Origin of the sequence: Marinobacter sp. (assembly GCF_040882185.1) — a bacterium.
GTDB lineage: Bacteria > Pseudomonadota > Gammaproteobacteria > Pseudomonadales > Oleiphilaceae > Marinobacter.
Genome location: NZ_JBBEBW010000032.1, coordinates 121,791 through 141,256, shown reverse-complemented (window position 1 = coordinate 141,256; position 19,466 = coordinate 121,791). Strand labels below are relative to the sequence as shown.

The 19,466-nt window shown below is 54.4% G+C and carries 13 protein-coding genes; 8 read left to right on the top strand and 5 right to left on the bottom strand.

From position 1 onward, the window contains the following. Positions 1-7 precede the first annotated feature (7 nt). Positions 8-871 (top strand): thioredoxin, encoded by an 864-nt coding sequence (gene trxA, locus WEB64_RS15695; RefSeq protein WP_368060568.1) that lies wholly within the window; start codon positions 8-10, stop codon positions 869-871. 112 nt (positions 872-983) lie between these two features. Here the strand turns inward: trxA and WEB64_RS15690 are convergent, their stop codons facing one another. The 4 genes from WEB64_RS15690 to WEB64_RS15675 form a co-directional block, all read right to left on the bottom strand. Then, the gene (locus WEB64_RS15690; RefSeq protein WP_368060570.1) at positions 984-1,838 is read right to left on the bottom strand and encodes an alpha/beta hydrolase; all 855 of its coding nucleotides are present in this window, start codon (positions 1,836-1,838) and stop codon (positions 984-986) included. After that, complete coding sequence (locus WEB64_RS15685; protein ID WP_368060572.1) at positions 1,831-2,961, bottom strand: helix-turn-helix transcriptional regulator; 1,131 nt, start codon at positions 2,959-2,961, stop codon at positions 1,831-1,833. The genes WEB64_RS15690 and WEB64_RS15685 overlap by 8 nt, the downstream gene beginning before the upstream one ends. A gap of 196 nt (positions 2,962-3,157) precedes the next feature. Continuing rightward, positions 3,158-5,509, bottom strand: coding sequence for a hypothetical protein (locus WEB64_RS15680; protein ID WP_368060574.1), 2,352 nt, complete (start codon positions 5,507-5,509; stop codon positions 3,158-3,160). 313 nt (positions 5,510-5,822) lie between these two features. Beyond that, the gene (locus WEB64_RS15675; RefSeq protein ID WP_368060576.1) at positions 5,823-7,187 is read right to left on the bottom strand and encodes a KamA family radical SAM protein; all 1,365 of its coding nucleotides are present in this window, start codon (positions 7,185-7,187) and stop codon (positions 5,823-5,825) included. Between the two features lie 593 nt (positions 7,188-7,780). Here WEB64_RS15675 and aceE point away from each other — a divergent pair. The 4 genes from aceE (at position 7,781) to WEB64_RS15655 (ending at position 14,104) form a co-directional block, all read left to right on the top strand. Next, a complete protein-coding gene (aceE, locus tag WEB64_RS15670) occupies positions 7,781-10,444 on the top strand; it encodes a pyruvate dehydrogenase (acetyl-transferring), homodimeric type (protein WP_368060578.1) in 2,664 nt (887 codons plus the stop codon). Between the two features lie 10 nt (positions 10,445-10,454). Then, positions 10,455-12,158: a dihydrolipoyllysine-residue acetyltransferase gene (gene aceF / locus WEB64_RS15665; protein ID WP_368060580.1), complete on the top strand. Its 1,704-nt coding sequence runs from the start codon at positions 10,455-10,457 to the stop codon at positions 12,156-12,158. 313 nt (positions 12,159-12,471) lie between these two features. Next, positions 12,472-12,867: a helix-turn-helix transcriptional regulator gene (locus WEB64_RS15660; protein WP_368060582.1), complete on the top strand. Its 396-nt coding sequence runs from the start codon at positions 12,472-12,474 to the stop codon at positions 12,865-12,867. Next, complete coding sequence (locus WEB64_RS15655) at positions 12,857-14,104, top strand: type II toxin-antitoxin system HipA family toxin (protein WP_368060584.1); 1,248 nt, start codon at positions 12,857-12,859, stop codon at positions 14,102-14,104. Before WEB64_RS15660 ends, WEB64_RS15655 begins: the two co-directional genes overlap by 11 nt. A gap of 187 nt (positions 14,105-14,291) precedes the next feature. Here the strand turns inward: WEB64_RS15655 and WEB64_RS15650 are convergent, their stop codons facing one another. Continuing rightward, complete coding sequence (locus tag WEB64_RS15650; RefSeq protein ID WP_368060586.1) at positions 14,292-15,458, bottom strand: DcaP family trimeric outer membrane transporter; 1,167 nt, start codon at positions 15,456-15,458, stop codon at positions 14,292-14,294. 168 nt (positions 15,459-15,626) lie between these two features. On the opposite strand from WEB64_RS15650, the gene WEB64_RS15645 reads away from it, so the two are divergent. From WEB64_RS15645 to WEB64_RS15635, 3 genes are all read left to right on the top strand, one after another. Continuing rightward, positions 15,627-17,078: an exonuclease domain-containing protein gene (locus WEB64_RS15645; RefSeq protein WP_368065678.1), complete on the top strand. Its 1,452-nt coding sequence runs from the start codon at positions 15,627-15,629 to the stop codon at positions 17,076-17,078. A 109-nt stretch (positions 17,079-17,187) separates the two neighbouring features. Then, positions 17,188-18,399, top strand: coding sequence for an aspartate aminotransferase family protein (locus tag WEB64_RS15640; RefSeq protein WP_368060590.1), 1,212 nt, complete (start codon positions 17,188-17,190; stop codon positions 18,397-18,399). Positions 18,400-18,435: 36 nt separating this feature from the next. Further along, positions 18,436-19,452 (top strand): arginine N-succinyltransferase, encoded by a 1,017-nt coding sequence (locus tag WEB64_RS15635; RefSeq protein WP_368060592.1) that lies wholly within the window; start codon positions 18,436-18,438, stop codon positions 19,450-19,452. Positions 19,453-19,466: the final 14 nt, after the last annotated feature.

Genomic DNA, 19,466 nt, shown 5'->3' with positions numbered 1-19,466 from the left:
TCCAATCATGAGCAGTTCGCCGTATATTTTTAATGCCACCGCTGAAAACTTCCAGGAAAAAGTCATGCAGGCCTCCATGCAGACACCGGTGTTGGTGGATGTATGGGCTGACTGGTGCGGCCCCTGCAAACAGTTGACTCCGGTGCTGGAGAAACTTGCAAACGATTACAAAGGCGGCTTCGTCCTCGCCAAGGTCAACGCCGACGAGCAACAGGAACTGACCAGCAGTCTGGGTGTGCGTAGCCTGCCGACCGTTATACTCGTCAAGAATGGCCAGGCCGTGGATGGTTTCAGTAGCGCCTTGCCGGAAGGGGAGGTCCGCAAGGTGCTGGACAAACATGTGGAAGCACCCGCTGAGAACCCCCATACCAAAGCCCACCGACTCTGGGAAGAGGGCGATCTTGATGGCGCGCTCACCGTTCTGACGGAATTGAACCAGAATGATTCGAGCGATCTTAAAGTGCTTATTGATCTTGCTCAGATCAAAGCCGAACTTGGTGACATGGAAACGGCAGAGCAAGTGCTGAACAGCTTACCCCCGGAAGAGAAAATGCAGCCGCAAGCCCGCCAACTTGCCGCCCGCCTGAAATTCATGAAGCAAGCTGGTGAGGTGCCGCCGATGCAGGAGCTCGAAAAGACCCTTGAGGCCAACCCAAAAGATTCCGCCGCGCTGCATCAGCTGGCCTTGCAGCATGTGCTGAAAGACAATAACGCTGAAGCCATGGACCTACTGATTCGTCTGATTCAGTCAGACGCAGGATATAAAAATGGCATCGCCAAAACCACACTCGTCGAGCTGTTTGACAAGCTTGGTAATAACAATGCGGATGTGCGGACCTATCGGCGGAAGTTGTATACGCTGATGCATTGATTGCAGTTCAAAAGGGGGTTGGCTCTGAGCGGGTAACTGCAAAGAGACGGGCTTTTAACAGCACGTATCTCCGCAAAAAACCTAGCTTCGGCTCGTGCATCCATTCGGTGTGTCAGGAGTCTCTTATCAGGCCGGATAGCACTTCAAAATGCCCACATTTTGCCAAGACTAGCCCGCGTGCGGTGGGCAACCAGGCAAGCAGTACAGACTGGTGTTCCTGGTAGACCAGGCGGTCTTCTTCACCGTGAATGATAATTACCGACAGGTTGAGATCTCCAGGTTTTATTTTCCAGTCAGAAACCATTAAACACGTATCTCTTACCAGGGCCTGGGCGGCTATTTTGGTTCCTTGGGCCACAGCCATTGTCAGGTTGGCGGTAAAATAGTCCCGTATGCCCTTGGATAACAAGAACCTGCCTTCTACGGCACCCGCTGCGCTGATCAGGGCTTCGGCCAGGGAGCCGGGGTCGCCAGTCAGGACTTCCATCTCCTGTGCTAATTCAGTCGGATTCTTGAGGGCGGCGTGCCAGATGCTGGCGGTCATTTCTGAAGCGTGGGCAAACGGGTTTTGCATCAACGGTACCGCAGGCGTTGCGGCAATGGCCAGCTCGCTGACTCGGGTGGCAAGATCGTGTGCTGCCGTTAATGCAAACACCCCACCACCTGAGAATCCGGTCAGCGCGAAATGTCGAAGGTTAAGGTGATCACTCAGTTGTTTCAGATCGTCCGAGTGGTCGGTGAACTGGTAATCGGGGTGGGGGGAGGAGCTTCCGTATCCGGGTCGGTCCGGAATGATTACACGGTAGCCCTTTCCCGAGACGCGATCCGTCAGGTGGGCCAGTTCGTTGCGTGAGCCGGGAATGCCATGGCAGTGCAGCCAAATGCCATTCTCGCCAGAGCCAGTGTCCGAATAGCTCATATTACGGCCGTCGGCCAGTCGGATGTGTCGAGTGTCTGAATCAGCCATCCAGATTTCTCAACGTATCCGCACAGAGCAGTAGTTTCCGTTGCAGGGCGGCCTGTCGATTAACGCCGGTTTTTTGCATGATGGATTTCAGCTGCGTTCGGCCGGTGTTGGGGGAAATCTGCAACAGCGCGCTCGCTTCAGAGACGTCGAGCCCGCTGACCAGAAAGCTGGCAAGGCGGTATTCCGCATGCGTGAGCTGGTACATAATACTGAGTTGGTTCTGGTTCAGTTGAGCTGGGCGACCGGAGTCCAAAAGAAAGCAGAGTATGCCGGGGTTCATCTGCCGCCCAATGTGGAACCCGGTCTCGGACTGGCGCGATTGTGTCATCACCAGAGTGGCACCAGTCTGACCCAGCTTCAGCGTTTCGGTTGGGGTCTGGTTTTCAATCAGCTTCCGGGCTAGGGTCCTGAGAGCATCGGGGGCATTTCCGGAAGCTGCTCGCAGGCAACCACCCCGTAGGCCGAGCCCATAAGTGCTGGCAGAGAGAGCTTCTTCTGCTGCCGTGTTCATCCACTCCACACACAGCCTCCCATCCATATGCCAGACACCGAACGGTAGTTGATCCAGGGCGTGATTCGCCTGCGCCAATGCCTGATTCAGCTTGTTCATCAGGTGTGAGAGCCGGACTACCCGACGCAGGTGGGGACTGAACAGTTCCAGGGCGCGGCGCTCCTCGCTGGTGAAGGCTCCTTCGCGTTTAGGCCGGTGAATTCCTATGTGCATGCCTCGGCCGCCCTCACGTTCGAACTGGGTGCCAATTGCATAAAAGTTGCCGTTCGGTCGGAAGACTGCCTGATAGTGTTCGGATCGCCCAAAATCCCGGTCACTGATGATGGCTGTGCTTTCATGCACTTTGCCTACAGGGCCGGATGCCAGCGCCTCGCGAAAGGGATCCAGCTCGACGGCATCAGATTCGTAGCGCTGGTTGGAGTGTTGCTGGAAACCGATGGTGCAGGAGTGATAGACCACCGGATCACGCAGGTCAGTCAGCCGCAGGGATGCGGTGTCGGAGCGAAACACGTTGGCGAGCTTGCTGAGAAAGACCGTCCACTTCTGATGGTCTGTGGTGCATTCGTAAAGATCGCTCAGCAATAGAGGAACTGCCGACTCCGGAACTCTCAAACCGGGTACTCCTGGCTATTTTCTGTACATATGGCGTTTCCAGAGTAAAGCATAAAATGGATGTAGGTGCGAATGAATTGCTGGAACTTCTGGCATTCGCGGAGTATGGGAAGTTAAAAAAAGCCCCGCATGGGCGGGGCTATCAGCTTGATCGGAACGGCCAATCACGCTGATGGTACATCAGACGCTGTCCAGATTACGGTTTGTCAAAGGTGAACGCGTCTTCTGTAGCCGGGTTGAAAGCCAGTGACCCATCTGATTCTACTGTCATGGGAGCACTAAACTGCTCGCCGCCCTCGCTATACAGGCCACCATCACCATCCGAATCAACGGTGGCTCCGGTGACAGAGAAAACACCACTTGCATAGGTGTAGGTGCCAAACTCGCCTGAAAGCGCCTGAACAGCTTCACCTGGGTAGGTTTCCTGGTTATTGGTATGAACGAGTGCATACTCAGAATCATTCAGGATTGTGAGAACATTATTATTGTTTGAGCTGGCTTCGTAATAAAGCCTGCCACCGACCAGTTGATTGGATGCGTCGCTAACGCGGGAAAACTCGATGGAGCCGTCGTCCAGACCCAATGCAAGAGTGTCATCCAGCAGCTCTACGGATTCGGCAGTTCTCGAGTTCAGACCACCCCCGCCGTCGGATTCGATTTCTGTATCAAACGCTATAGTCCCTGCAGCGACATTCCAAACATAGGTGCCGTACTCGCCTGAACCGGGAGTCTGGCTTTCGCTGTCGTCGTGTTCGTGGAAAATGACGTAATGGGTCTCGTTTATAAACGATAAAATGTTACGTTTATTGGTTCCTTCTTCGTAGACCCAGCTCCCCAGCAGGCGGTCTTGTTGCACGGTTGGGACTTGATCCGCAAACGGATTGATCAGCCTCGCCGCAACGAATACACCGTAAGGATCGCGGGCGATCAGCCGGAGCTCGTCATCGGTCTGAGGCGAGAAACCGTCAGGTAAGTCACCGGTAAATGAACGTGCCTCATTGGCGAGGGGGTTACCGGTAAAGCCGCCGCCTTGACCGCCCGGGGTCTGGCCGGTGAAGTTGTTGCGCACAGACACCGACTCGTAACCCGGAGGCAGAGTCCACTCGAAACTGTACTGGGCGGCAGTCAGATCCGCCGACGTGGATGTGATTTCTGGCGCGCCTTCACTGAGCCGAGGCTGGCCACGGCGGACGGTGTAGGTTGATTGAGCTGATGCGCTGGGGCCAACCCAGGTAAAGGTGTATTCGTCGCCGGTCTGAATCTGGCCCAGATCATTCGGCCCGATGACGAAGAAGGTGCTGAACCGGTCGCCAAACCCCTCCTCAAGTGGTCCGTTGAAAGGTGTGCCCTGGGGGCCGCTTACTGTCACGTCAGAGTTGGCCACGGTGCCTAATTCCGCGATTGGATTACTGGCTAACAGGCTGGTGGCAATCTCCCGAACGACAGCGGGCTCAGCGCCATTCTCGACAATATGGGTTGCCTCGGAATAGGCCAGGAACTGAACCTGGTTGCCGCGTAATTTCAAATCACCGTTATCGTCGATGGCTTGCCAGGGTCCGTTCGGAGAACCTACGTTGAGGTTAACCGTGCTGTTCTCGACGGTTTCCAATGACCAGTCGCGCAGGTCATTGGCCAGTTCACCCGCATCCTCCGTGCCCAGTAATCGGTCCAACCATTCTGCACCGAATTCGCCATTGTTCAGAAAGTCATCTGCAAGCAGTGTTTCCAGAGTAGCGCGGTCATTGGTGTCCAGCGCAGTGGCCGCAGCCGATGCCAGGGCCCCTGCCGTTTGAAGTTTTGAGAGGCCGTCGTTGAGGGTCTGTTCATCCACTTCAAGAGGCGTGGTGTCGCTGTCGGGCTGAGTGAAGCTGTTTGTGATGGACTGTTCGCGATTGACGCGGTTGACAATAGTGGCGGTATTAGCCGCTGGATCAACCTGAACTTCGATCAAGTCCAGTACCGCATCAAAGCCGCTGCGATCTGCCAGAAACGGGGAGTTCCGCAGATCGAAGTCGTCAGCTACGCCCAGGCCGTCCAGCAGAGGTTTGAGTCTTGTTCTCAGGGCCGCTTCCTGCGTCTCCACAGACTCTTGCGCGATCAGAGCGAAATCCGGGTTGTTAAAAAACTCTGCCGGAGCCTGGCCCACGGCGTTGCCTATAATTAAATCCGTCAGCGGTGTGATATTGACCGTGCCATGGAGGTCGTCCTCGAACACGACTGATAAAAGCTGATAGGCGTTACCACCGGAAATACCGCTGGCAAACAGTAAAACCGGCGGTTGGAGTGCTGACAAATCAAGCGCAAAGGTGCCATCAGAATTAATATTGGTGTTGACAGTCTCGCTATTGAGATCGCGGGCTCCAACGAACCCTGAAATGGGAGCGCCAGCCGCAGCAGTGCCGGCAACCGCACGAATATCTTCGTCAGGAGTGTTGTCGTTTTGGGAGGCCGAACCGGAGGAACTTCCGCCCCCACAGCCGGCAAGGGAAAGGGACGCTGCCGCGGTGAGCAGCAAAAGCCATTTACGCAGAGTGTGTTGACTGGTCATTGGGTGCCTCCTTCAGGAAAGGATAGCGACAACGCATGCACGATAGTGCGATGGAAAACTGCCATGGTCATTCCTCATTGGTGTTATCGGTTTTCGACGCGTTAAATCTGAAGAAACCGTAAGGAACTGACATCACCCATATGGTGTATGAATGTCGGATTAAGTGACTTTTCCAGGATATTTGGCAGAATTTTACAAACTTGGGGTGGGGTTTTTCGTGAGACGCAGGGTGTTGTTAACGGTGATCGTAATCAAACACGGGAGAAAGGAAAAGCGGCCCCTATTGGAGAGCCGCCCCGGTAAACACTGAGCGCTAACCGTTGCCTCTCTTCATTTCCTCATACTCGTCCTCAAAGAAGAACTTCTCATCCCCCAGAGCTGGTTCCAATTCGTGCAGCCATGTGGCGGTCTCACTGTACTTGGCAAAAAACGGCCGCTGTACCCAATCTGGATTGCGAGCCTGGATAAAGCGTAAAACGAAGACCTTCTTGCCGTTGATTTCGGTAATACCCTGAACTTCCACCTTGCCAGGCCCGGCGCTCATGGATGGGCCGCGAGCGGTGCGGGCGAGGCCTGAGACCTGTTTGATGGCCTCCCGGTAAATGTGAAAGGCTTCAGCAAGCGGTACTTCAAAGTAATTCTTGGCGCCGGTGTCACGCTCTACGAACATGTAGTAGGGAATGATTCCGAGCTGTACTTCTTTCTTCCACAATTTTGCCCAGGCCTCCGCGTTATCGTTGACATGTTTGATCAGCGGGCCCTGGGCCCGAATCTCGGCGCCGGTGGCCCGGATGCGCCGGATGGCTTCCTCGGCAATGTCGGTGGTGATCTCCTGCCAGTGGTTGTAGTGCGCCATGATCGCGACGTGTTTGCCGCCGTCAACTAGTCGGGCGAACAGGTCGAGCAGTTCTTCGGAGTCCTTGTCGGTCACAAACCGGTAGGGCCAGAAGGTGAGTGCTTTGGTGCCGATCCGGATGGTCTGGATGTGGTCGAATTCCGGTTCGAGCAAAGGCTCCAGATACTGCACCAGATGTTTGGTCTTCATCACCATGGGATCACCACCGGTCACCAGAAGGTCGCTGACTTCCGGGTGTTCCTGCAGATAACCGTGCAGTTTGCCAGCATCGGTGCTAGCCATTTTCAGGTCCTTGTCACCGACGAACTGCGCCCAGCGAAAACAGAAGGTGCAATAGGAGTGACAGGTCTGCCCCTGGGAGGGAAAAAACAGCACGGTTTCCCTATATTTGTGCTGCACTCCTTCAAGAACCTCGCCATCGAACTCGGGCAGGTTCATTTCCATTTGTCCTGCTGGATGGGGGTTGAGCTCGTCGCGGATTTCCTTGGCCACAGCCTGAATACGTTTTTTGTCAGCGCCTTCGCGGTGTAGCTGTGCCATGCGTTCAAAGTGCTCGTCTTTGAGCATGCCTTTTTGCGGAAACACGAGTTGGTAGATCGGGTCGTCAGGAACCCTATTCCAGTTGATCAGCTCATTGATCACATACTCGTTTACCCGGAAAGGCAACACGCTGGCCACCACTTTCATTTCAAATAAGGTGGCTTCCGGCAGCTTTTGAATGACTTCAATTTTGTCCATCTGGCGGTCGGTATAAACCTGAAAACGCCGTTCTTCGAATTCGACAGCGGGTATGCGGTTCGGAAAGCTGACGATAGAGTTCATGAAACGTCCTCGAGTTGCATGTGTGTTGGCGGAGGGCTCGCTCGGGGTCCGTCCAGCACTAAAAATAGGCGAGAAAGTATACAGAAATGTGAAACTATTTTCAGGTCTAATGAAAATTCCCATGGAGGCTAAGAGGCATTTCGGGCCAAACCCTATATAAGAATGGGGGCTTCAGTATCAGTGCAAAGCCAACACCGCCGAAATCGTGAAAAGTTTCTTTAGAGCATGAAGGATCGAGATCGCAATTCGTAATGCTACGACATTGGTCGTAGGCAGGTTGTTTGAAATGTGAACTAAAGGCATTATCTGACTCTATTTTTTGGAATAACCGACTAATTGGTAGTAAAAATACTACAAAAATGGAAAAAGGACTGATCCATTAGGTTTTGCTCAGGGTATTCCTTTTCTGAGCTTTTCCTGGGCTTGGCAACTGCGTCCGATTTAGGCAGGAAAGTTAAAGATCCTGTTCTATGCTGTATAGGAAACATCTGAGTTAGAGCCTGCATTTTGTATTGGTTTGAATTTCACATCGCACGTTCGATTGCCTGTTCTATCGGCAACCGCTGCACTTTAGAAGTTTAGGGGAGGGTTTGATGTACCAGGACGATGATCCCGTTGAAACCAGTGAATGGCTGGATGCACTGGAGTCTCTGATAGAACAGGAAGGTGTTGATCGCGCTAAATACATTCTGGAGCGGCTTTCACAGAGAGCCAGCCGTGATGGCACAGAGCTGCCTTATTCCATCACGACGCCATTCCGGAACACCATTGCTTCGGTGCGGGAATCCCGCATGCCTGGCGACCTGTTCATGGAGCGCAGAATTCGCTCATTGATCCGCTGGAACGCCATGGCGATGGTTGTCAGGGCGGGCAAGCGGCCCGGAGATCTGGGCGGCCATATATCGTCGTTTTCCTCGGCAGCCACCCTGTACGACGTAGGCTTCAACTACTTTTTCCATGGCGGTGATGAGAAACGCGAGTCGGACCTGGTGTATTTCCAGGGCCATTCAGCGCCGGGTATCTATGCCCGCTCCTACCTTGAAGGTCGTTTTGACGAAGAGCAGCTAGACAGTTATCGCGAAGAAGTTGATGGCACTGGCCTATCCTCCTATCCACACCCCTGGCTGATGCCGGATTACTGGCAGTTCCCTACGGTTTCCATGGGCCTCGGTCCCATGCAGGCCATCTACCAGGCTCACGTGATGAAGTATCTTGACAGCCGGGAGCTGATCGATAAAGGCGAGCGCAAGGTCTGGTGTTTTGTTGGTGATGGCGAGTGCGATGAGCCGGAAACTCTGGGCTCGATTTCCAAAGCTGGTCGGGAGAATCTGGACAACCTAATTTTTGTCGTCAATTGTAACCTCCAGCGTCTGGATGGCCCGGTTCGTGGTAATGGCAAGATCATCCAGGAGCTGGAAGGTATCTTCCGGGGTGCAGGTTGGAATGTGCTCAAAGTTGTCTGGGGTAGGATGTGGGACCCACTGTTTGCCAAGGACAAGGACGGCATCATGCAGCGCGTAATGGACGAGGTGTGCGACGGTGAACTGCAGAATTTCAAGAGCAATGGCGCCGCCTACACGCGCAAGAATTTCTTTGGGCGATACCCGGAGCTGGCCAGTCTGGTCGACAACCTGTCGGACGACGACATCAACAAGCTCAACCGGGGCGGTCACGACCCCTATAAGGTCTACGCGGCTTATCACCACGCGGTCCATAACAATAATGGCAAGCCGACGGTTATCCTGGCTCATACGATTAAAGGCTACGGTTTCGGCGGTGCTGGCGAGGCGCAAAACACCACCCACTCGTTGAAAAAGCTCGATATCAGCGAACTCAAGAGCTTCCGGGACCGCTTTGCGGTGCCATTGAAGGACGATGAGCTGGAAAGTGTGCCTTACTACCGCCCTGACGCTGACAGCCCTGAAATGGTCTATATGAAGAAGCGTCGACAGGACTTGGGTGGCGCAGTGCCGTCACGCCGCAAAGATTGTCAGCCGCTGCAGATACCCGAACTGAGCATCTTCAAGAGCCTGCTCGACGGCTCCGATGGCCGAGCTATTTCAACGACCATGGCCTTTGTCCGATTGCTGACTGCGCTGACCAAAGACAAGCGTATTGGTAAGCGGGTGGTGCCAATCGTGCCAGACGAAGCACGGACTTTTGGTATGGAGGGCATGTTCCGGCAGCTTGGTATCTACACCTCTGAAGGCCAGAAATATGTGCCTCAGGATCGTGAGCAGATCATGTACTACAAAGAGGACAAGAAGGGACAGATCCTCGAAGAAGGTATCAACGAAGATGGCTCAATGGCAGCGTGGATGGCGTGTGCGACGTCTTACAGCACCAACGACTTTCCGCTGATTCCATTCTATGCGTTCTATTCCATGTTTGGTTTCCAGCGCGTAGGCGATTTGGCTTGGGCCTCGGGCGATATCCAGGCACGCGGCTTCCTGATTGGCGGGACTGCCGGTCGAACCACGCTTAACGGTGAAGGTCTGCAGCATCAGGATGGTCACAGCCATATCCTGGCGCAGACGATTCCAAACTGCGTGTCCTATGATCCTACCTTCGGCTACGAGATGGCAGTAGTGGTTCATGAAGGCATGAAGCGCATGTTCGAGCGCAACGAAAACGTCTTCTATTACGTCACCATGATGAATGAGAATTACGAACAGCCAGCCATGCCCAAAGGGGTAGAGGACGGCATCATCAAGGGTATGTACAAGCTTGAGTCACAGGAAACCAAGGGCCGTAAGAAAGCGCCGCGAGTTCAATTGCTTGGCAGCGGTGCCATCCTTAACGAAGTGCGGGCTGGTGCCGAACTTCTGAGAGAGGATTTTGGCGTTGCCAGTGATGTCTGGAGCGTCACCAGCTTTAACGAGCTCACCCGGGACGGACAGCATGTTGAGCGCTGGAATCGGCTTCATCCTGAAGATAAGGCAAAGGTTCCCTATATCACCCAATGCCTTGAAAAGCAGCAAGGGCCGGTGGTCTCGTCAACAGACTATATGAGGCTTTATTCTGAGCAGGTGCGAGCGTTTGTACCAGCCACATATATTACGCTGGGAACCGATGGCTTTGGCCGAAGTGATACCCGCGAGAAGCTGCGCAGCTTCTTTGAGGTGGATCGTTACCACGTTGTTGTGGCAGCGCTGACAGCGCTGGCTCGTGACGGCGAAATGAAGCAAGACCAGGTTCTGGAGGCAATGCGCAAGTATGGCATTGACCGCAATAAATCGAACCCGGTGTTGAGCTAAGGAGACCGCCATGAGTGAACAGGAAATCAAAGTTCCGGATCTCGGCGGGGCGGATGAGGTCGAAGTTATCGAGATCACCGTCGGCAAGGGTGATTCCGTAGCTGAAGAAGATCCGATCCTGACTGTTGAGTCAGACAAGGCCTCTGTGGAGTTGCCATCTCCGTCTGCCGGCAAGATCACCAAGATCACCGTCAAGGTGGGCGATAAGGTCAAGGAAGGCGACGTCGTTGGTATGATGGAAGTGGAGTCCGGCGATGACGCTGGCAGCTCTAAGGACGACGAGAGCGACGACAGCAAGGCTGACGAAAAGACGGAAGAACCGAAACCGGAGAAAACGGAGGCGTCTGACAGCAAATCTGGTGACACTCAGAGTAAGCCTAAAAAAGCGACTTCTGGTGGGGGCTCCCGGAAAGAGAAAGTTCAGGTACCGGATATGGGCGGCTCCGAGAACGTGCCCATTATTGAGATCAATGTGAAGGAAGGCGACGAAGTCGCTGAGGACGATCCACTGGTTACCGTCGAGTCTGACAAGGCGACCATGGAAATTCCTTCTCCTTTCGCCGGTAAGATTGGCAAAATCCTGGTGTCCGAAGGTGACAATATCTCCCAGGGTGATGATCTGCTGGAAATGCAGGTAACCGGTGGTGAGTCGGATGAGGATGACAGTGATGATAAGGGCGAGGACGAGAAGTCGGAAGCGCCTGAATCGAACGAGTCTTCAACTTCTGCTCCGAAACAGGACAAAGCACCGGCCCGAGAAGACCGCCAGGCGGAGCCTGAGTCGGAGCTACCACCGGCAGGCACGAAGGTTCACGCTGGCCCTGCTGTACGGAAGCTGGCTCGTGAACTGGGTGCAGATCTGACCCGAATCAAAGGCAGTGGGCCCAAGAGCCGGATTTTGAAGGACGACATTCACGACTATGTGAAAAGCCAGCTCAAGCAGGCTCAGCAGGGCAGTGGTGGTGTTACCACCGGCTCTGGTATCCCGGGCGTCAAGCTGCCCGACTTCAGCCAGTTTGGTGAGGTCAAACGTGAAGCCATGTCCCGCATAATGTTCGCCACCGCGAATAATATGCAGCGCAGCTGGCTGAACGTACCGCACGTGACCCAGTTCGAGGATGCGGACATCACCGACATGGAGGATTTCCGCAAGGGCCAGAAGACAGCCGGTGAGAAGAAGGGCGTGAAGATGACGCCGCTGCCGTTCCTGCTGAAGGCCTGTGCCACGGCGCTGGCGGAGCTGCCACAGTTCAATGTGGCACTGGATATGGAGCGTAAGGAGGTGGTACGCAAGCAATACATTCACATCGGGATTGCGGTGGACACGCCCAACGGGCTGATGGTGCCGGTGATCAGAGATGTGGACAAGAAGGGGCTGTGGGAGCTTGCGGCAGAAAGTGCGGAGCTGGCCCAGAAGGCTCGGGACAAGCAACTGAAGCCAGCGGAGATGCAGGGTGCCTGCTTTACCATTACCAGTCTGGGTGGTATCGGTGGCACGGCGTTTACGCCCATTGTGAATACGCCAGAGGTGGCGATTCTTGGGGTGTCCAGGGCGGCGATGAAGCCGGTCTGGGATGGCAGGGATTTCCAGCCACGGCTAATGTTGCCGTTGTCGCTGTCTTACGATCACCGGGCGGTGAATGGTGCGGATGCTGCGCGGTTTACTTCTGTGCTAAGTCAGTTGCTTGGGGATATTCGGTCCCTGCTGCTCTGACTTTTGGTGGTTGATTGCCCTGTAGTCTGCGGGTTACGGGGCTTTCGCGAGGCCGGTCCGGTTATTCGGAACACGCCCGTAAATACATCCCTGTAGGGCTCGGTCGCGCCATCCGTGGCGCTCTACGGTTCTGAATAACCGGACCCGCCTCGCTTATTCTTTCCTTGGTAATATCGCTCCCTTCTTTCGCCATCTAGTCCATAAACACGTACATTCTCGATATACCTGTACATTTAAGTGCACATAACTTTGCAATTGGTCTTGTGGTCACTAAAATGCACTCACAGTAATTCATTGTACGTTTTGGTGAACAATGCCTAAATTAATAGAAGCACAAACCTATAATGTCCGGCAAGTTCAGGATGCCCTGAAAGCTACCGGTGAGCTCATTGCCGCCGCCCGAAAGGAGCGGAAGTGGAGTCAGTCCGAGCTGGGCAAGCGCTTGGGAGGCATAGACAGGCGGCATATCAGTGCCCTGGAAAGTGGCGACCCAGCAACAGATTTTGGCCTGGTGGTCAGTGCGCTTTGGGTTCTGAATCTGCCTCTTCTTTCTACGCTCCCGCTCAACGCTCAGGAGTCCTCGGGAACTGTGAGCTCTCTGGTTGAGGCATTGGTAAACCTTTCATCACGCTCCAGGCCCCGGGCGTCCGCCCCGGTAACTCGAAACGTTTCCGCTCACCGGAAAAAGGTGATCGATAATGATTTCTGAAGAGGCGTTTCTTTGGCTTTACCTTCCCGGGGAGATCGAACCGGTTGTGTGTGGCGTTGTTGCTTTCAATGGCTACGAGCATGTTTTCCGTTATGCAAGAAGCTACCTTGATCGTGAAAATGCTATCACTCTGGCACCTCCTGGCCGTCCTCTGGGCGAGCTGACTGATGATGAAACAGTGCTTGATGCCGAACTGAACTGCGCCATTCGCGATGCTTCCCCGGACGCCTGGGGGCGTAATGTCATGTTGAGAGAGTTCGCAAATACGCCGGGTCGCAAACAAAGCGAGCTGGGTGAGATCGATTTCCTGCTCCGGGCGGGGCCGGATCGCATCGGGGCGCTGGACGCTACGAATGATCCGAAGCACTACACTCCAAAGAAAAGCCATGCAGCGCCGCTGGAGCATCTGCTAGAAGCAGCCGATAGGATTGATCAGGGAAAAGCCCTGGCTCCGCATCTTGATTCTGCCCTGAATCACGGAACAAGCGTAGGCGGGGCCCGTCCCAAGGCGCTTCTGCATGAAAATGGTGAGTACTGGATTGCCAAGTTCAGTTCCAGCAGGGACTCCGCCGATATGGTCGGCATTGAAGGCGGCGGCATGCAACTGGCTCGGAAAGCTGGGCTTAATGTTGCTGAAACCCGGATTGTGGAGGCGTTGAAAAAGCGGGTGATTCTGGTGCGTCGGTTCGATCGCACAGTCACCACGGAGGGCGTTTATCGCCGGCATATGATCAGAGTCATGACGCTTTTGAGTCTGGACGAATACGCGGTCCGGGCCGGTTATTCAAGCTATCTTGAGCTGGCGGATGTGTTGCGCCAGTATGCCCGGGACTTCCGGCAAGACGGCGCTGAGCTGTTTCGCCGAATGGTGTTCAATATTCTTATCGGGAATGTGGATGATCACGCTCGCAATCATGCCTGCTTCTGGGATGGTCATTGGCTGGATCTGACGCCAGCCTATGACGTTTGCCCCCAGCCTAGAACCGGCATTTCAGCGGATCAAGCCATGGTTGTCGGTGAGTGGGGGCGGCAGGCCAATCTGAAGAACGCCATTAGTGACTGTGGTCGCTTTGGGCTCGAAAAGGATCACGCCAGCGAGATGATCGAGCGAATGGTTGATATCGTCCGGGAGCATTGGCGTGACATTTTTTCCGAAGCCGGAACGCCGGAGGGCGATCTCAGTTATCTGTCCCAGGCTACTATTCTTAGCGAATCTATTTTCTATGATGTGGAATAAGCGGATAGTTTGATTTCTGCAGCCTTTCAATCAGGGGGTTTTCGCGAGGCCAGTCTGCTTATGGAAGTCCAGAATGAACTCGATCCGAATCAATCGGATAGACCACCATTTTCGCTTTCATAACATCCAGACCAAAAAAAGCCCCGGCGTGCCGGGGCTTTCTCATTTTCAAACTTCCAGGTGTGGCTTAGAAGTTGTACTGACCTGCGAACAGGATACGGCTGCCATCGCCGTCAGAACCGTCTACGTTTTCACGCTTCAGGAACTGGTATTCAACGCCCATCATGACGTTCTCAATCGGTGTCCACTGGTAGTTGGTCATAATAGCAGAGTTGTTTTCGCTCTGTCCGCCAATATTAACCACCCCATCGGATTCTGCGTCGTCCCAGTCAACTTCAACCATACCGTAGCCGATGTTGATGCTGCGGCCACCGCCTAGATTGATACCTGCGCCGACTTGGCCGCCATAGCCTGATACGGACTCAAGGTCGGCGTTAGCTGGATTGCTGTATGCACTCGCTGCGCCGAAGTTATCACCAGAGCGATACAGATAGCTGTTAGCCCCATCGGTATAAGTCAGCGAACCCTGAATGGTGATCATGTCCGTTAGAGCCATTTTCAGGGAGCCAAACGTGGCGAAGCCTATAAAGCTATCGTCAGTAGCGCCAGTGTCATACTCCACCTGGTGAGCTAGGACAGCTGCGGCGTAGGAGAGACCGCCTGCTGAATCCTGCAATCTCGCGGTAACTGCTGGGAAGGAGTCTTTGCTGCTAGCGGAATTCAGGACCTGATTGGGGCCGGCGCCACCTACATTCTCAAAGTAGTCTCCGCTAGGCTGTTCTAATGAAAGCGAAAGCGGGCCGGATGTGTAACGGACCTGAGCTGACCGCGACTGCAAGCCTGCGGCACCGGGTAGTGAGTCAAAGTCCAGAGTGGAGGTATTGCCGACAAAACTGGTGAAGTTCGACCAGGTCTGACCCATCAAAACGCCGTTATATTCACCGTAGGCGTGACGCAGGCGAATCGTATTGCCAGCGCCGCGGAAGTCACCTTCGACGTTAATTTTCACACCTTGAGGGGTGGTTGTCAGAATGCCGATCCGGCTCTGGACCGCGTCCGCGCCGAAGTGGCCGTCTACGCCAGAGTCGTTTGCCAGATTTGCATAAGAGCCTGAGCGGGTGCTGAGAGAATTGTCGTTATCGAAGTCATAGCTTGCGTTGAAGCGCGCGTAGCCATAGATACTGGTTTCATAACCGCCAGTCTCGAAGCTGATGGCTCCAGCCTGAGCGCTTACCCCAAGCACTGCTGCGGCAGCCGTCGCACGAATTGCCATCCTGAGTTTGTTGCTTTGCATCGTTGTTGTCTCCACACGTTATTTTTGTAGGGTCTTCACCAAAATAGTTACGAATTCGTGACAAATCAAACATTTTCGATTAATAATTAGACGAATGTCTAACCTGACTCGTCAGAATGTCGTCATTCTAAGGTAGCGTAAAATCAGCTCTTGTGTGTAAATTATTGAATGGTTTTGAAAAAATATTTTACGACTTCCGAAGTTTTCGCCTTTCTCGACCTCGAAACGACGGGCGGAAATGCTGCTTATGATCGCATTACGGAAGTGGGTATTCGCTTCTGGCAAAACGACGAAATCATTGACGAATACCAAACCCTGGTTAATCCGGAAACCCGAATTTCACCCTTTATTGAGAGTCTGACCGGCATTTCCAATGCCATGGTGGCGGACGCCCCTGTGTTCGCCGAGATTGCCGACGATCTTAAAGAGAAACTCGAAGGGGTTATATTCGTCGCCCACAATGCCCGTTTTGATTACAGCTTTGTTAAGTCCGAATTTCGTCGGTTAGGGCAGGCATTTTCGGCGCCGGTGCTATGTACGGTGAAGTTATCACGGCATCTGTACCCGGAATTCCGCCGTCATAACATGGATGCTCTGATAACCCGCCATGGCCTCGCACAGGTGCAGCGTCATCGGGCGATGGGTGACGTTTCGGCGATGTTCGAGTTTTTCCATCACGCGATGACGGATAAAGGACGGGAGCGTTTTGACGAAGCCCTTCGCTATTTGCTCAAGCGTCCCAGTGTGCCTTCCCATCTGCCTCCCGATATTCTGTCGGATTTACCGCACAGTCCTGGTGTGTATCGCTTTTACGGCGAAAATGACGTGCTGTTGTATGTTGGTAAGAGCACCAACATCCAGCAACGGGTGGCGTCGCATTTTTCCGGCGACCACAACACCAACAAAGGCGTTCGCATTTCCGAAAGCCTGCGCCGTGTCGACTGGACGCAGACCGCCGGTGAACTGGGCGCCCTGCTGCTGGAGCTAAAGCAGATCAAAAGCCTGAGCCCGCTATTTAACCGGCGCTCCCGGGCGGCAAAAACCCTGGTCAGCATTGAATTGGCAGCAAATCACGCGGGTTACCTGCAAGCCCGTTTGGTGCGGGAAATTGAACCCCATCGGCTGGGAGACTACTACGGGCTGTTTCGCAGTAAAAAGGATGCCGAACGGGCTCTCAGTGGGATTGCCCAGAAAAACGATCTCTGCAACAAACTGCTTGGGCTTGAGCCGGAGCGGGAGGGCCCGTGTTTCCAGCGCACATTGGGCCGGTGTAAGGGCGCCTGCGACGGCGGCGAGGATGTAGTGCGATATAACCTTCGCGCGCAGATCGGCTTCCACGGGCTGCGGCTGAGAACCTGGCCCTGGCAGGGCCCGGTGGGAGTTGTTGAGCGGGATCAGCGTACGGGTACAACGGACATCCTGGTGATCTACAACTGGCTGCATATCACGACGGTTCATCATGAGGATGAGCTTCAGGATATATCTGTCCGGGGCGCCAGCGTGACGTTTGATCTGGATTCCTACAAACTGGTAGTCAAGGCTCTGATGGGGCAGGATGGCCGCCAACTAAAAGTTATTGAGCTGCCTGGAATCGGCGAACCCGAAGTATTGATGCCCTGACAGGGGCCTCTCCGGTTTGCTCCCCATGAGTCCGTATATTTCCCATACCCAACGCGGTCGTCGGCGGCTAGACTATTCGTATGAAACGTCTGTTAATGGTGAGGCCTGAATGAACAAGCAAAGTATCACTCGCGAGCTTTTTGACGAAGTCATGGTACCCAATTATGCACCGGGCAAGATTATACCAGTCAAAGGTAAAGGCTCTCGGGTCTGGGATCAGGACGGTCGCGAATTCGTCGATCTGGCAGGCGGTATTGCGGTGACCTCACTCGGTCATGCCCATCCAGGCCTGGTTGGGGCGCTGGTCGAGCAGGCTGGAAAGCTCTGGCATCTCTCCAATGTGCTCACCAATGAACCGGCCCTCAAACTGGCAAAAACCCTGTGCGATCTGACGTTTGCTGAACGGGTATTTTTCGCCAACTCCGGTGGCGAAGCGAACGAGGCAGCTTTCAAATTAGCTCGTCGCTATGGGTGGGAACATTATGGAGCGGAGAAAAATGAAATCATCTCCTTCCGGAACAGCTTTCACGGCCGTACACTTTTTACCGTCAGCGTCGGCGGACAGGCCAAGTATCTGGAAGGGTTTGAACCTGCGCCGGGGGGTATTCATCATGCTACCTACAACGATCTGGCCTCGGTTGAAGCACTGATTTCTGATAAAACCTGCGCCATTGTAGTCGAACCGATCCAGGGTGAGGGCGGTGTGATGCCCGCCGACAAAGTGTTTCTCGAAGGGCTCCGGGCGCTCTGTGACAAGCACAATGCCTTGCTGGTTTTTGATGAGGTCCAATCCGGGGTAGGCCGTACCGGGCATTTGTTCGCTTACCAGATGTACGGAGTGACACCGGACATCCTGTCTTCCGCGAAATCTCTGGGTGGAGGTTTCCCGATAGGCGCGATGCTGACCACTGCTAAAATTGCGGCCAGTCTGGGGGTTGGCACTCATGGCAGTACCTACGGCGGCAACCCGCTCGGCTGTGCTGTTGCACAGAAGGTTATAGATACGGTCTCCCAGCCCGAGATTCTCAAAGGTGTCAAAGCCCGGTCGGATTATCTTCGCAAGGGCATGATGGCCATCGGTAAGCGCTACGATATTTTCAGTGAAGTGCGCGGCGAAGGTTTGCTGTTAGGTTGTGTGCTGACAGAAGCCTGGCAGGGCAAAGCCAAGGATTTTCTCAATGCCGGGATCGATGAAGGCGTCATGGTCCTGATCGCGGGCGTGAATGTGATTCGCCTGGCGCCCTCCCTGATCATTCCGGATTCCGACATCGACGAGGCGCTGGAGCGCTTTGAGCGAGCGGTCAAAAAGGTATGCGCATAAGACCCTTATAATCCTGCAATTTAAGGAGTGATCCGCATGTGGGTTGTTCGCCCGGCTCAGCTGGAAGATTTACCCGACATTCAAGCGTTGGCCTCGGCGCTGAAGGCCCGCGTATCCTCAACCGTTCCTGCGGACGAAACCAAACTCGCTGACAAAATAGAGTACTCTCTGCGGTCCCTGGCGGGTCACCCCGACACGACCGGCAATGAACGTCTTACGTTCGTGCTGGAAGACACTAAAACCGGCAAGGTGTGCGGCACAGCCGGAATCGATGCCCGGGCGGGCAACGGCCATCCCTTTTATAATTACCGCCGTGACGCCTTGATTCATGCCTCCCACGAGCTGGGGGTTTCCAGTCGGGTGGATGTGCTGTATCCCTCGCACGCCCTGACTGATCGCACCCTTTTATGCTCCTTCATGATAGCGCCCGAGTTGCGTGGTACCGAGGCCTTTGAGCTATTATCCCGCGCCCGGTTGCTGTTTGTTGCCCGTCATCGACCTCTGTTTGCCAAGCTGATGGCGGTGGAAATCCAAGGTGTGCAGTTGGAATCCGGTGAAGTGCCATTTTGGGACAGTCTGGGACGCCATTTCTTCAATATGGATTTTGATACCGCTGACGCATATTCCGGCACCCTGAGCAAAACGTTCATAGCGGAGCTGATGCCACCTAACCCGATTTACGTCACGCTACTAACCGATGCTGCCCAGGCTGCTCTCGGCCAGCCCCATAAAATAGCGACCCAGACCTGTGACCTGCTTGGGCGGGAAGGCTTTCAGGCCGGTAATTACGTGGATATTTTTGACGGCGGTCCGGTGTTGGAGGCGCGGACGGATATGTTGAGAAGCGTCATCGGCAGCCATCGCAAAACCCTGCGCACCGGTGAGGATATCAGCGGCGATCTGTATCTGGTGGGTATTGGTGAGGGCCAGGAGTTCCGCTGCGTACTGACCGTACTCAGCGAAGGCTTGGCTGAAACCGTCAAAATGCCGGTCAGCCTCCAGACACAGCTCAAGTGCGCTCAGGGTGATGAGTTGTTGGTGGTGCCATTATGAGGCTGAATTTCGAG

Bases quoted from the DNA above. Each gene is read 5' to 3' on its own strand.
- aceE (WP_368060578.1), top strand. From the start codon at position 7,781: ATGTACCAGGACGATGATCCCGTTGAAACCAGTGAATGGCTGGATGCA.
- WEB64_RS15690 (WP_368060570.1), bottom strand. From the start codon at position 1,838: ATGGCTGATTCAGACACTCGACACATCCGACTGGCCGACGGCCGTAAT.
- WEB64_RS15640 (WP_368060590.1), top strand. From the start codon at position 17,188: ATGAACAAGCAAAGTATCACTCGCGAGCTTTTTGACGAAGTCATGGTA.
- WEB64_RS15635 (WP_368060592.1), top strand. From the start codon at position 18,436: ATGTGGGTTGTTCGCCCGGCTCAGCTGGAAGATTTACCCGACATTCAA.
- WEB64_RS15655 (WP_368060584.1), top strand. From the start codon at position 12,857: ATGATTTCTGAAGAGGCGTTTCTTTGGCTTTACCTTCCCGGGGAGATC.
- aceF (WP_368060580.1), top strand. From the start codon at position 10,455: ATGAGTGAACAGGAAATCAAAGTTCCGGATCTCGGCGGGGCGGATGAG.
- WEB64_RS15650 (WP_368060586.1), bottom strand. From the start codon at position 15,458: ATGCAAAGCAACAAACTCAGGATGGCAATTCGTGCGACGGCTGCCGCA.
- trxA (WP_368060568.1), top strand. From the start codon at position 8: ATGAGCAGTTCGCCGTATATTTTTAATGCCACCGCTGAAAACTTCCAG.
- WEB64_RS15660 (WP_368060582.1), top strand. From the start codon at position 12,472: ATGCCTAAATTAATAGAAGCACAAACCTATAATGTCCGGCAAGTTCAG.
- WEB64_RS15675 (WP_368060576.1), bottom strand. From the start codon at position 7,187: ATGAACTCTATCGTCAGCTTTCCGAACCGCATACCCGCTGTCGAATTC.
- WEB64_RS15680 (WP_368060574.1), bottom strand. From the start codon at position 5,509: ATGACCAGTCAACACACTCTGCGTAAATGGCTTTTGCTGCTCACCGCG.
- WEB64_RS15645 (WP_368065678.1), top strand. From the start codon at position 15,627: ATGGTTTTGAAAAAATATTTTACGACTTCCGAAGTTTTCGCCTTTCTC.